Source organism: Mesorhizobium sp. Root695 (genome assembly GCF_001428185.1).
Classification (GTDB): domain Bacteria; phylum Pseudomonadota; class Alphaproteobacteria; order Rhizobiales; family Rhizobiaceae; genus Mesorhizobium.
This window is the reverse complement of the sequence record NZ_LMHO01000001.1, coordinates 466,537-478,635: the sequence shown is the minus strand read 5'-3', so window position 1 is coordinate 478,635 and position 12,099 is coordinate 466,537. Positions and strand designations below refer to the sequence as shown.

General features: G+C 63.7%; 11 protein-coding genes and 1 tRNA gene. 7 read left to right on the top strand and 5 right to left on the bottom strand.

Annotated elements, in window-relative coordinates; translation table 11 throughout:
• Nucleotides 1-175: 175 nt before the first annotated feature.
• Nucleotides 176-251: transfer RNA gene (locus ASD99_RS02320), tRNA-Ala, on the bottom strand.
• A gap of 172 nt (nt 252-423) precedes the next feature.
• On the bottom strand, nt 424-813 hold the full coding sequence (locus ASD99_RS02315) for a TIGR02300 family protein (protein WP_056590146.1): 390 nt from the start codon (nt 811-813) through the stop codon (nt 424-426).
• A 206-nt stretch (nt 814-1,019) separates the two neighbouring features.
• Between ASD99_RS02315 and aroA the strand changes: the two genes are divergently transcribed.
• The 3 genes from aroA (at nt 1,020) to rpsA (ending at nt 5,031) form a co-directional block, all read left to right on the top strand.
• On the top strand, nt 1,020-2,378 hold the full coding sequence (aroA, locus tag ASD99_RS02310) for a 3-phosphoshikimate 1-carboxyvinyltransferase (RefSeq protein ID WP_057142573.1): 1,359 nt from the start codon (nt 1,020-1,022) through the stop codon (nt 2,376-2,378).
• A gap of 97 nt (nt 2,379-2,475) precedes the next feature.
• Nucleotides 2,476-3,126, top strand: coding sequence for a (d)CMP kinase (cmk, locus tag ASD99_RS02305; protein ID WP_057142693.1), 651 nt, complete (start codon nt 2,476-2,478; stop codon nt 3,124-3,126).
• A gap of 207 nt (nt 3,127-3,333) precedes the next feature.
• Nucleotides 3,334-5,031, top strand: a complete 1,698-nt coding sequence (rpsA, locus tag ASD99_RS02300) for a 30S ribosomal protein S1 (RefSeq protein ID WP_056589690.1) — start codon at nt 3,334-3,336, stop codon at nt 5,029-5,031.
• A gap of 117 nt (nt 5,032-5,148) precedes the next feature.
• On the opposite strand, the gene ASD99_RS02295 is transcribed toward rpsA, so the two are convergent.
• The 3 genes from ASD99_RS02295 to ASD99_RS02285 form a co-directional block, all read right to left on the bottom strand.
• Nucleotides 5,149-5,856 carry an SDR family NAD(P)-dependent oxidoreductase gene (locus ASD99_RS02295; RefSeq protein ID WP_056589688.1) on the bottom strand — a complete coding sequence of 236 codons (708 nt, stop codon included), beginning with the start codon at nt 5,854-5,856 and terminating at the stop codon, nt 5,149-5,151.
• A gap of 189 nt (nt 5,857-6,045) precedes the next feature.
• Nucleotides 6,046-7,647: a 5-guanidino-2-oxopentanoate decarboxylase gene (locus tag ASD99_RS02290; RefSeq protein WP_057142572.1), complete on the bottom strand. Its 1,602-nt coding sequence runs from the start codon at nt 7,645-7,647 to the stop codon at nt 6,046-6,048.
• The gene (locus tag ASD99_RS02285) at nt 7,644-8,492 is read right to left on the bottom strand and encodes a dimethylarginine dimethylaminohydrolase family protein (RefSeq protein WP_057142571.1); all 849 of its coding nucleotides are present in this window, start codon (nt 8,490-8,492) and stop codon (nt 7,644-7,646) included. Before ASD99_RS02285 ends, ASD99_RS02290 begins: the two co-directional genes overlap by 4 nt.
• Nucleotides 8,493-8,712: 220 nt before the next feature.
• Between ASD99_RS02285 and ASD99_RS02280 the strand changes: the two genes are divergently transcribed.
• The 4 genes from ASD99_RS02280 (at nt 8,713) to ASD99_RS02265 (ending at nt 12,061) form a co-directional block, all read left to right on the top strand.
• A complete protein-coding gene (locus ASD99_RS02280) occupies nt 8,713-9,525 on the top strand; it encodes an ABC transporter ATP-binding protein (RefSeq protein WP_057142692.1) in 813 nt (270 codons plus the stop codon).
• A gap of 54 nt (nt 9,526-9,579) precedes the next feature.
• Complete coding sequence (locus ASD99_RS02275) at nt 9,580-10,380, top strand: transporter substrate-binding domain-containing protein (protein ID WP_056589677.1); 801 nt, start codon at nt 9,580-9,582, stop codon at nt 10,378-10,380.
• A gap of 206 nt (nt 10,381-10,586) precedes the next feature.
• Nucleotides 10,587-11,252, top strand: coding sequence for an ABC transporter permease (locus ASD99_RS02270; RefSeq protein WP_056590140.1), 666 nt, complete (start codon nt 10,587-10,589; stop codon nt 11,250-11,252).
• On the top strand, nt 11,252-12,061 hold the full coding sequence (locus ASD99_RS02265; RefSeq protein ID WP_056589674.1) for an ABC transporter permease: 810 nt from the start codon (nt 11,252-11,254) through the stop codon (nt 12,059-12,061). Before ASD99_RS02270 ends, ASD99_RS02265 begins: the two co-directional genes overlap by 1 nt.
• Nucleotides 12,062-12,099: the final 38 nt, after the last annotated feature.

The following is a 12,099-nucleotide window of genomic DNA, read 5'->3' as shown; positions in this document are numbered from 1 at the left end:
TGGAATTTAAGTGGACGCGGAAAGCGGGCCACAGAGACGGCCCTCCTAAAATCGCGGGAATGAAGCGGAAACGACCGTCTCACGTCCACGCAATTTGAAAACAAGCGCGCTAACCGACGGAAATGTCGCAGTATTATCGGGCGTCCACAGACGTGCCGCGATGCGGAAGACTGTTTGGTGGAGCCAATCGGGATCGAACCGACGACCTCTTGAATGCCATTCAAGCGCTCTCCCAACTGAGCTATGGCCCCACTTCCGGCAGTCAGCCGGCGCCGTTTCCGGCGAAGAGATCCGGCGCGGGTTAGAGACCGTGCCGTTAGTGCAGGCGGCTTCTAACCCCGCCTTTCTCAGATATCAAGCCTTCGAGAGCCGCTTTTTCTTCACGGGCCACGAAAGCCTGCAAACGCCCGCTTTCAAGGCCGATCAGACCTCGTCGTCATCGTCGCCAACGCCGATCATGTCGGCGACGTCGTCATCTTCTTCCTCTTCCTCGGCAAGGAAAGTGTCATCCTCGTCGTCGCCGAGGTCGACATCGTCCTCGTCATCGCCGAGATCGGGAAGATCGTCGGCCTTGACGTCCTCGTCCGCCTCTTCGAGCGAGACGACCTCAACGCCCTCTTCGTCCTCGGCGTCCACTTCCTTCTCGGCCACTTCCTCTTCCTCCTCGAGGGCGGCAATCTTGCCTTCCTCGAAATAGGAACGCGGATAGGTCTTGCCGGTGTAGGGCGAGACGATCGGGTCCTTGTTCAGGTCGTAGAATTTTCGGCCCGTCTCCGGGTCGATACGTTTTGTGCCAAGTTCGGTTTTTGCCACGGCAAGCCTCGTCAATAAAAGAGTGGTCCCCTTAACCACAGTTTGCAGCGCTGTCAAAGCGAAAAGCCGGCGTCACAAAACCATGCATTGGAAGGCCTCGCGTCAAGTGACGACCATGGGGATGACCATTTCGGCCCGCCGTGATACGAGACCGCCGCAACAAATGAAAAGCGCCGGCCCGCCGGCATTCCGTCTAGGGAAATTCCATGTCTCACGCCGCCGCCCCCAAGCCGGCCACCGCCCGCAGATCCCAGGCCCTTTCCGGCACCGCTCGCGTGCCGGGCGACAAGTCGATCTCGCACCGCTCCTTCATGTTCGGCGGCCTCGCCTCCGGCGAGACCCGCATCACCGGCCTGCTCGAAGGCGAGGACGTGATGCGCACGGGTGCCGCCATGAAGGCGATGGGTGCGCATATAGAAAAACGCGGTGCGGAATGGGTGATCCGCGGCACCGGCAATGGCGCGCTGCTGCAGCCGGAAGGTCCGCTCGATTTCGGCAATGCCGGCACCGGCTCGCGGCTGACCATGGGCCTGGTCGGCACCTATGACATGCAAACCACCTTCATCGGCGACGCCTCGCTGTCGGGCCGGCCGATGGGCCGCGTGCTGGAACCCTTGCGCCAGATGGGCGTGCAGGTGCTGAAGACGACGCCGGGCGACCGCATGCCGATCACGCTGCGTGGACCGAAGCATGCCGCCCCGATCACCTATCGTGTGCCGATGGCCTCGGCGCAGGTGAAGTCGGCGGTGCTGCTCGCCGGGCTGAACACGCCGGGCATCACCACCGTGATCGAACCTGTCATGACGCGCGACCATACCGAAAAGATGTTGAAAGGCTTCGGCGCCAATCTGTCGGTCGAGACTGACGAGCGCGGCGTGCGCCACATCTTCATCGAAGGCCAGGGCAAGCTGATCGGCCAGACGATCGCGGTACCGGGCGACCCGTCCTCGGCCGGCTTCCCGCTGGTGGCGGCACTGATCGTGCCGGGTTCGGACATTGTCATCGAAAACGTGCTGATGAACCCGACCCGCACCGGCCTGCTTTTGACGCTGCAGGAGATGGGCGGCAAGATCGACATCCTCAACCCGCGCTATGCCGGCGGCGAGGATGTCGCCGACCTGCGCGTGCGCTACTCAGAACTCAAGGGCGTCACCGTGCCGCCCGAGCGGGCGCCGTCGATGATCGACGAGTACCCCGTGCTCGCCGTCGCCGCCAGCTTCGCCGAGGGCGAAACGCTGATGCAGGGGCTGGAGGAGCTGCGGGTGAAAGAATCCGACCGGCTGTCGGCCGTCGCCAACGGACTGAATCTCAACGGCGTCGACTGCACCGAGGGCGAGGCTTCGCTTGCCGTGCGCGGCAGACCGGGCGGCAAGGGCCTCGGCGGCCATCCCAACGGCCAGGACACGACCGTGCAGACCCATCTCGACCACCGCATCGCCATGAGCTTTCTGGTCATGGGGCTGGCCACGGAAAAGCCTGTTACCATCGACGACCAGGCCATGATAGCGACGAGTTTTCCCGAGTTCATGGGCCTGATGACGGGGCTGGGCGCGGAGATCGGGTGATAGTCGTGGCAATCGCAGCCCTGGGAAATTGGCGCCTACCATCTCTCGCTTCGTCATCCTGGAGCGAAGCGACGGCGCGGGGGCCTGTGGCCTGCAAATGACACACGTCTTCACCATCGCCATCGACGGACCCGCCGGCGCGGGCAAGGGCACCCTTGCCCGGCGGCTCGCCGACCATTACCGGCTGAACCTGCTCGACACCGGCCTCACCTATCGCGCCGTCGCCTATGCGCTGATCCAGCACGCACTGCCGCTCGACAATGTCTCGGCGGCCGAGACCGCGGCCCGCCAGGTTGACATGGCAAAGCTCGACCGGGCGGTGCTGTCAGCGCATGCGGTCGGCGAGGCAGCCTCGAAGGTCGCCGTGTATCCGACCGTGCGGCGCATCCTCGTTGAAAAGCAGCGCGATTTTGCCAAGACGCCGCCGGGTGCGGTGCTCGACGGGCGCGATATCGGCACCGTCGTCTGCCCCGACGCCGACATAAAACTCTATGTGACGGCGAGCGCCGAGGTGCGCGCGCGGCGCCGGCTGGCGGAGATCGAAAGCATCGGCGGCACCGCTGATTTCGCCGAGATCCTCGCCGATATCGTGCGCCGCGACGAGCGCGACATGGGCCGTGCCGACTCCCCTTTGAAGCCGGCGACCGACGCGCACTTGCTTGATACCAGCGAAATGGCTATAGAAGCCGCGTTTCTCGCAGCCATGGCGATCATCGACGACGTCTTGGCCAAGAGAGACAAGGCCTGATCCGGGTTTTCCCTCGTGTTTCCGTTGTCGGAGGCGAAGAAAATACCCATATCGGGCACGAACCAGCCTGCCAGCATTCTTCATGCGCCGGAAATTGCCGCTTAAGAGCGGCCCAGGGCTTTTGTAGCCCGGAACGCCGGCAGGCCAACGCAACGCTAACCCACGGCGCCCGTCCCGCTTGAGATGCGGGGCACTCCAGGAGAAACAATGTCAGCTGCAAATCCCACTCGCGATGATTTCGCGAGCCTGCTCGAAGAATCTTTTACCGCCGGCCATTCCGGCGAAGGCCAGGTCGTCAAGGGCATCATCACCGCCATTGAAAAAGACATGGCCATCATCGACGTCGGCCTCAAGGTCGAAGGCCGCGTGCCGCTGAAGGAATTCGGCGTCAAGGGCAAGGACACGACGCTGAAGGTTGGTGACACGGTCGAAGTCTATGTCGAGCGCATCGAAAACGCGCTTGGCGAAGCGATGCTCAGCCGTGAGAAGGCCCGCCGCGAAGAGAGCTGGGTCCGTCTCGAAGAGAAGTTCACCAAGGGTGAGCGCGTCGAAGGCGTCATCTTCAACCAGGTCAAGGGCGGCTTCACGGTCGACCTCGACGGCGCCGTGGCCTTCCTGCCGCGCAGCCAGGTCGATATCCGCCCGATCCGCGATGTCTCCCCGCTGATGCACAACCCGCAGCCCTTCGAGATCCTCAAGATGGATCGCCGTCGCGGCAACATCGTGGTGTCGCGCCGTACCGTGCTCGAGGAGAGCCGCGCCGAACAGCGTTCGGAAATCGTGCAGAACCTCGAAGAAGGCCAGGTTGTCGAAGGCGTCGTCAAGAACATCACCGATTACGGTGCGTTCGTCGACCTCGGCGGCATCGACGGCCTGCTGCATGTCACCGACATGGCATGGCGCCGCGTCAACCATCCGACCGAAATCCTCAACATCGGTCAGACGGTCAAGGTGCAGATCATCCGCATCAACCAGGAAACCCACCGCATCTCGCTCGGCATGAAGCAGCTCGAGAGCGATCCGTGGTCCGAGATCGGCACCAAGTTCCCGATCGGCAAGAAGATCAAGGGCACCGTCACCAACATCACCGACTACGGCGCGTTCGTCGAGCTGGAGCCGGGCATCGAGGGTCTCATCCACGTTTCGGAAATGTCGTGGACGAAGAAGAACGTGCATCCCGGCAAGATCCTGTCGACGACCCAGGAAGTCGACGTGGTGGTGCTCGAGGTCGATCCGGCCAAGCGCCGCATCTCGCTCGGCCTCAAGCAGACGCTCGAGAATCCGTGGCAGGCTTTCGCCTCGAGCCATCCGGTCGGCAGCCAGGTCGAGGGCGAGGTCAAGAACAAGACCGAGTTCGGCCTGTTCATCGGCCTCGAAGGCGACGTGGACGGCATGGTGCACCTTTCCGACCTCGACTGGACCCGTCCGGGCGAGCAGGTCATCGAAGAGTACAATCGCGGCGACATGGTCAAGGCGCAGGTGCTCGACGTCGACATCGACAAGGAGCGCATCTCGCTCGGCATCAAGCAGCTGGCCAAGGATTCGGTCGGCGAAGCGGCGACTTCGGGCGAACTGCGCAAGAACGCGGTCGTCACCTGTGAAGTCATCGGCGTCAAAGATGGCGGTCTGGAAGTGCGGCTGGTCGACAGCGGCATCGAAACCTTCATCAAGCGCTCCGATCTGAGCCGTGACCGCGACGAGCAGCGCCCCGAGCGCTTCAGCGTCGGCCAGAAGGTCGATGCTCGCGTCATCGCCTTCGACAAGAAGACCCGCAAGCTGCAGGTCTCGATCAAGGCGCTGGAAATCGCCGAAGAGAAGGAAGCCGTCGCTCAGTACGGTTCGACCGACTCCGGCGCTTCGCTGGGCGATATCCTGGGTGCCGCGCTGAAGAAGCAGGGCAGCTAAGCCCTTTGCACCGCGAAGCCCTTCGCATAGCGAAGTCCTTCGCACAGGCTCGAAAACAAAACCCCGCCGGAGCGATCCGGCGGGGTTTTTCTTTGACCGACGTGAAAGGTTGGAAGGTTACGCCCGCCCGTAAAGCGGCACCAGCGTGCCGCTCATCGCCTGATTGGCCGGCGAGGCAAGGTAGGCGATGGCCTCGGCGGCGGCCTCGAGGCTGACCCATTTGGTGGCATCGGCATCCGGCATATCGGCGCGGTTTGCCGGCGTGTCGAGCGTCGACGGGGCCACGGCATTGACCAGGATGCCCTTGTGCTTCAGTTCCTCGGCCATCGCCACCGTCATGGCCGCGACCGCCGCCTTGCTGGCCGCGTAGGCGACCGAACCGGCGCCCCTGCGCGGTTCCAGCGCCGCCCGTGCAGCGATGTTGACGATGCGGCCTGCCGTGCCTGACGACAGCATCGAACGGACCGCGGCGCGGCAGCACAGGAAGGCAGTGCGTGCATTGGTGTCCATCATCTCGGCAAAGGACGCCGACTCGATCTTTTCCACAGGTGCCGAGGTGAAGCCACCGGCCAGGTGGATCGAGCCCCACAAGCCTGGCACCTGGCTGTAAAACGCCTCGACCTTGGCGGAGTCCGAGAGATCGACATTGTGCACCAGCTTGACACGGTCATGCGCGGTGAAGGGGAAATGCGCTGGTGCGGCGGCATGGGCATTGGGCACATGGCAGATCGCGCCGTCACTCAGCAGTTTGCCGACAACCGCACCGCCGAGCGCACCGGTTCCGCCGGTCACGACGATATGCTTGCCTTCAAGTGTTTCCGTCATCTTGGACGCTCCTGTCATTTTTTTATCGTTAGGTCGTTTCTTATGCCACGCCGACGCGAAGCGTCGCGCCTTTCGCACCTTCACTCAATTGAAATCTCGACATGGCAGTTGTCGCGTCTTTGCATGCATCCGCCTACCCGCCAGCCGTGGCTCAGGCCCAGCGAGGCGGGAAATACGCAGCACCGATCTTCAGTCAACCGTGATTTCGATGACGCGCGGCAGGCCGGTCGCCCGCGCGCGTTTCAGCGCGTCCGCCAGACCATCGATATCGGCAAGCCGTTCTGCGCCGATGCCATAGGCTTGCGCCAGCTTGCAGAAATCCGGCGGCGCCGGTGATACGCCGACTGGCTCGACGCCAACATCGAGCATCGAGGTTTCGATCTCGCGGTAGCCTCTGTTGTTCCAGACGACGAAGATAACCGGTGCCTGGGCATCGAGTGCGGCGCCCAGTTCCGGCAGCGTGAACTGGAAGCCGCCGTCGCCGGTCAGGCAGACGACCGGCGCATCTGGCATTGCAAGGGCGGCGCCGACCGCCGCCGGCGGGCCATAGCCGAGGGCGCCGAAGCCGGTGGCGGCATTGAACCAGCCGCCCGGCCGGTCATGGTCGTAGTAGAGGTTGGCGGCATAGATCGGCTGCGTCGAATCGCCGACAATGAGCGCGCCCGGCAAAGCGTCGCGAATCATCTCGACGGCGCGGACCTGCGCCTGCAGTGTCGGATTGAGCTCGGCAAAAGCTGCTTTTCGTGTGGCAGCGGCGCGCGACGGGCCGCCCTCGCTTGCCGGGACATGGCCGGTTTCCAGAAGCAGCGCTTCGAGCGCCTCCGCGCAATCGGCCTGGATCGAAACCGCCGCCGGGCGGCGGGCAAGCTGGTCGGCGCCGATATCGATGCGGATCAGATTGGCGGGCAGGACGAAGCCGCCATCGCTGTAGCCGTCGTAATCGGTCGGGCCGAATTCGGTGCCGGCGGCAATGACCAGATCGGCGTCGGCCATCAGCGCCCGCACTGCCTTCAGGCTGGGACTGGCCGGCACGCAAAGCGGATGCCCATGCAGCAGGCCGCGCGCATTGGCGGTCTGGACGACCGGTGCTCCCAGCCGTTCTGCCAGACGCCGCAATGGCGCTTCGGCGCGTTTGGCGCCGCCGCCGACCAGGATCAGCGGGCGGCGCGCGGCACTGATGAGTTTGGCAGCGCTGGCAATTGCAGCAGCTCCCGGCGCGGGTGGCGTCACATTGCTCAGCATGGCAGCGATGCCGTCCGCCGGCTTGACCATGACGTCGGTCGGGATCTCGATATGCACCGGGCCGGGCCGGGCCGATGAAAACAGGGCGAAGGCCTGCGCCAGGGCACCGGGCAATTCGCTGGCTTCGGTAACGCGCTGCGAAAACAGCGCCACCTTCTCCATCATGCCGCGCTGGTCGGGGAGTTCGTGAAGAAAACCCAGCCCCTTGCCCAGCGTCGGCATCGCGTTGACGCCGGAGATGACAAGCATCGGCACCGAATCGGCGCGGGCCTGCCCCATGGCGGTGATGGTGTTGGTCAGCCCCGGTCCGGTGATGACAAACGCGACGCCTGGTCTGCCGCTGGCGCGCGCATAGCCATCGGCCATGAAGCCGGCCCCCTGTTCGTGGCGGGGCGTGACATGGCGGATTTTGGAGCGCGCCAGCCCGCGGTAGAGTTCGACCGTGTGCACGCCGGGAATGCCGAAGACCGTGTCGACGCCATGAGCTTCGAGCAGCGAAATGAGCGCCTCGCCGACGGTGGTTCCAATGGTGGTCCCAGTGATGGTCATTGGCGCAGCATCGGCCGCGTCAGGCAGGTCGGGCCGCCCTCGCAGGCGATGCAGAGCGCATCCGCCTCGAAGGTGGAAACCGCGCAGCCGGCCGCCTGCATGGCAGCCGCCGTCCTGCGAAAGCCGGCGACGGCGATGACCTGGCGCGGCGCGGTCGGCAGCACGTTGAGGCTAAGCCCGTTGGAAGCGAAGAACTCGTCGGCATCGCCCTCGACCAGCTTGATGCCGCGCGCCCGCAGCAACTGGTAGAAGGCAGCCGGCAGCAAGGGCGCGTAGACCAGCGCCAGATCGTCGGCGAGCGGACTGATCACCGACATCAGATGCAGGCAGGCTTCCTCTCCGTGCCAGAGCGGCAGATCGAAGCCAAAAACCGAAATGCCCTTGGGCGAAAGCAGGTTTGAAAGCTGCTGGATGCCGTCCTGATTGGTGCGCACGCCGCGGCCGACGGCCAGCGTGTTTGCATCGACCCAGACGCAGTCGCCGCCTTCCACCTGGCCAGGGCTTTCGAGGCGGCCAAGGATGGGAATGCCCATGCGTTTGTAGGCTGCTTCGTGCAGGCCAGGCTCGGCCCGGCGCAGCGCCTTGCCCATCGAGAGAATGATCGCGCCAAGATCGGTCATCAGCGACGGATCATGGGTGAAGACGGAATCGGCCAGCCCGTCATCGGCATCCGTCAACCATTCGATCTCTGCGCCGGAAGCCGCGACCATGCCGGTCAACTGCTCATGCTGGTCTGCGGCCTTTTGCGGATCGAAACCCGGACCATAGTGCCATTCCTGTGCCCTGGCATGACGCATGGCGCTGGCGGCGGACCGCATCAGCACGCGTTTCAGGGGTCCGGCCATGGACTGCGACCCGTATGATTTGCCCACTAAATTCTCCCGAACCGTCCGTTGCCGCCACTAACCACTACAGCAAGCTGTGATCAATAGTCCAAAAACCATGGTTGACGGAGGCAAGCGGAACGGTCCATCTTGAGAATGGGAACTCTGTCCAGTGACGGTTAATGGGTAAAAGATACCAGCAGCGACGGGCTCGACCGCTCCGCGGAGCATCAAAGGGATGATGGCGCAAGGCGCCGTACCCGCATTGAAACACACGGCGCAGAACGGCGCCGCCGAAGCCATCCATGTCGAGAACCTGCACAAGAGATTCGGTGAATTGCATGTGCTGAAGGGCGTCTCGCTGTCGGCGCGCGACGGCGAGGTCATCGCCATCATCGGCGGCTCAGGCTCGGGCAAATCGACACTGCTGCGTTGCATCAACTGCCTGGAAAACCCGACCAGCGGCATCATCCGCGTCAATGGCGAGGAGATCAAGCTCAAGGCCGACAGCCATGGCCACACGGTTCCGGCCGACCGCAAGCAGATCGAGCGCATCCGCTCCAAGCTCGGCATGGTGTTTCAGAACTTCAATCTATGGAGCCACATGACGCTGATCGAAAACGTCATCGAGGTTCCCGTGCATGTGCTTGGCATCAACCGCGATGTGGCGATCAGCGAGGCGGAAAAGCTGCTCGCCCGCGTGGGGCTGGCCGAAAAACGCGACGTCTATCCGGCCTATCTGTCGGGCGGCCAGCAGCAGCGCGCCGCGATCGCCCGGGCACTGGCCATCAATCCGCGCGTCATGCTGTTCGACGAGCCGACCTCGGCGCTCGATCCCGAGCTGGTCGGCGAGGTGTTGAAAGTGATCGGCGACCTGGCGCGCGAAGGCCGCACCATGGTGCTGGTGACGCACGAGATGAAGTTCGCCCGCGAGGTCGCGACGCATGTCGTCTATCTCTACAATGGATTGGTCGAGGAAGAAGGACCGCCCGAGCAGATCTTCGGCGCGCCCAGATCCGAAAGGCTGAAGCAGTTCATCCGCAACATCGGCTAGGACAGGCCGGGACGGAAGAAAACCGGGAACCAACAACAAACTGGGAGTCGTGAAATGAAGACTGTTCTGAAGACATTCGCCGCAGCGCTGCTGCTCGGCGTCGCCGCCATGGGTGTGGCCAAGGCCGATCCGGTCAAGATCGGCGTCGCCGCCGAGCCCTATCCGCCCTTCACCTCGCCGGACGCTTCCGGCAAATGGGTCGGCTGGGAGATCGATTTCATCGACGCGGTGTGCGCCGAAGAGAAGCTTGATTGCGTCATCACCCCGGTTGCCTGGGACGGCATCATTCCGGCGCTGACGACCAAGAAGATCGACCTCATCGTCTCCTCTATGTCGATCACCGCCGAACGCGAGAAGACGATCGACTTCTCGGACAAGTACTATAACACCCCGACCGCGATCATCGGCCCGAAGGACCAGAAATTCGGCTCCGCGCCGGACGACCTCAAGGGCAAGATCGTCGGCGTGCAGGTTTCGACAGTGCATGCCGTCTACGCCAAGAAGCACTTTGGCAGCACAGCCTCCGAGATCAAGGAATACCAGACCCAGGACGAAGCCAACAACGATCTTGCCGCCGGCCGCCTCGATGCGGTGCAGGCCGATTCCATCGCGCTTGGCGAATTCCTCAAGTCGGACCAGGGCAAGGCCTGCTGCGACCTGAAGGGCATGGTCGCTCCGGACGACGAGGTGCTCGGGCCGGGCGTTGGCGCCGGTGTACGCAAGGAGGACACCGAGCTGAAGGGCAAAATCAACGCCGGCATCAAGGCCATCCGCGCCAACGGCAAATATGACGAAATCTCGAAGAAGTATTTTGACTTCGACATTTACGGCGGCGGCGGCGCGCAGTCGAACTGACGATCCTCGCATGAGCTGTGGGGCATGGCGCCGATGCCATGCCTCTCCTGCCCGATCTTTCCCAGGCATGTTTGCCGCCGACGCAGCCGTCGGCGGTTAGAGCCAGCAATCCGGGGGCGACGCTGATCGACGCACTTCTTTCGGCCTCGGCGGCCGGCATCATCGAACTTCTCTCGCCCAATCCGCCGGGCTGGGGCGGGACCCTTATGGTTGGGCTGCTCCACTCGATCGAGATCGCGCTGGGCGCCACCTGCCTCGGTCTTCTGATCGGCACCGGCGGCGCCTATGGCAAGCTCTATGGCGGCCCGGTGGTGCGCGATCTGCTGGCGGTCTACACCACCATCGTGCGCGCCGTGCCCGAACTGGTGCTGATCCTGCTGCTCTATTATGCCGGGACCGACCTGATCAACCAGGCGCTGACGGCAATGGGTTACCAGCGTGTCGACATCAGCGGCCTTGCCGCCGGCATCGCCGTGCTCGGCTTTGTCCAGGGCGCCTATTCGACCGAGGTGATACGCGGCGCGATCCTGGCCATTCCGCAAGGCCAGATCGAAGCGGCCCGCGCCTATGGCATGTCTCCCGGCCTGCTTTTGCGGCGCATCACCTTGCCGGCAATGCTGCCCTTCGCCATACCGGGCCTCGCTAATCTCTGGCTGATCGCCACCAAGGACACCGCGCTGCTGGCGGTCGTCGGTTTCTACGAACTGGCGCTGGCAACGCGGCAGGCCGCCGGTGTCACCAAAGCCTATTTCACCTTCTTTTTCGCAGCAGGCGTGCTCTACCTGCTGCTCTCGCTGTTTTCCAATCTCATCATCGGCCGGGTCGAGGCCTGGTCGCGGCGCGGCATGCCTTCGCTCAAGGATGCGCGCTGATGGCCAATGAGGCGGCCATCATCAACGCCGTCGCGCGAACGTCGCTGTGGCTGCAGCCGCACCGCATCGTGCTGATCCTGATCGCACTCGGCCTGGTTCTGTCGGCGGCCTTTTTCATGCGCTGGGACTGGCTGCCGCAATATTATGAAATGGGATTGATCGGCATCTGGCGCTCGCTGTGGATCCTGGCCGTCACCTGCGTGCTGGGCTTCCTGCTGGCCGTGCCGCTGGGGTTGGCGCAGGCCACCGGCTCCTTCTGGTTCGCCGCGCCCGCCAAGGTGTTCTGCACGGTGATCCGGGGCACGCCGCTGCTGATCCAGCTGTGGCTGCTCTATTACGGCCTGGGCTCGCTGTTTCCGCAATATCCGTGGATCCGCGAATCCTGGATGTGGCCGTATCTCAGGCAAGCCTGGCCCTATGGCGTGCTGGCGTTGACCTTGTCTTTCGCCGGCTATGAGGGCGAGGTGATGCGCGGTGCCTTCGCCGGCGTGCCCAAGGGGCAACTGGAGGCCGCCCGCGCGTTCGGCATGAGCCGATGGAAGACGTTCCGGCGCATCTGGCTGCCGCAAGCCATCTACCGGGCGCTGCCGACGCTGACCGGCGAGACCGTGCTGCAATTGAAGTCGACGCCGCTGGTGGCGACGATCAGCGTCATCGACATCTTCGCCGTTTCGTCCAAGGTGCGGCAGGACACCTACCTCACCTACGAGCCCTTGCTGCTGCTGGCGCTAATCTACATGACGATCACCGGTATTCTGGTCCTCGCCCTCGGCAGGATCGAAGCCCGGATCCCCAACAAGATCGGCTAGTGAGTTAGGGAATAGCGAATAGTAAGCGCCCGCTATTT

Excerpts from the sequence above, each read along its gene's own strand:
- aroA (WP_057142573.1), top strand. The coding sequence starts at position 1,020 with ATGTCTCACGCCGCCGCCCCCAAGCCGGCCACCGCCCGCAGATCCCAG.
- cmk (WP_057142693.1), top strand. The coding sequence starts at position 2,476 with ATGACACACGTCTTCACCATCGCCATCGACGGACCCGCCGGCGCGGGC.
- rpsA (WP_056589690.1), top strand. The coding sequence starts at position 3,334 with ATGTCAGCTGCAAATCCCACTCGCGATGATTTCGCGAGCCTGCTCGAA.
- ASD99_RS02295 (WP_056589688.1), bottom strand. The coding sequence starts at position 5,856 with ATGACGGAAACACTTGAAGGCAAGCATATCGTCGTGACCGGCGGAACC.
- ASD99_RS02290 (WP_057142572.1), bottom strand. The coding sequence starts at position 7,647 with ATGACCATCACTGGGACCACCATTGGAACCACCGTCGGCGAGGCGCTC.
- ASD99_RS02285 (WP_057142571.1), bottom strand. The coding sequence starts at position 8,492 with ATGGCCGGACCCCTGAAACGCGTGCTGATGCGGTCCGCCGCCAGCGCC.
- ASD99_RS02280 (WP_057142692.1), top strand. The coding sequence starts at position 8,713 with ATGGCGCAAGGCGCCGTACCCGCATTGAAACACACGGCGCAGAACGGC.
- ASD99_RS02275 (WP_056589677.1), top strand. The coding sequence starts at position 9,580 with ATGAAGACTGTTCTGAAGACATTCGCCGCAGCGCTGCTGCTCGGCGTC.
- ASD99_RS02270 (WP_056590140.1), top strand. The coding sequence starts at position 10,587 with ATGGTTGGGCTGCTCCACTCGATCGAGATCGCGCTGGGCGCCACCTGC.
- ASD99_RS02265 (WP_056589674.1), top strand. The coding sequence starts at position 11,252 with ATGGCCAATGAGGCGGCCATCATCAACGCCGTCGCGCGAACGTCGCTG.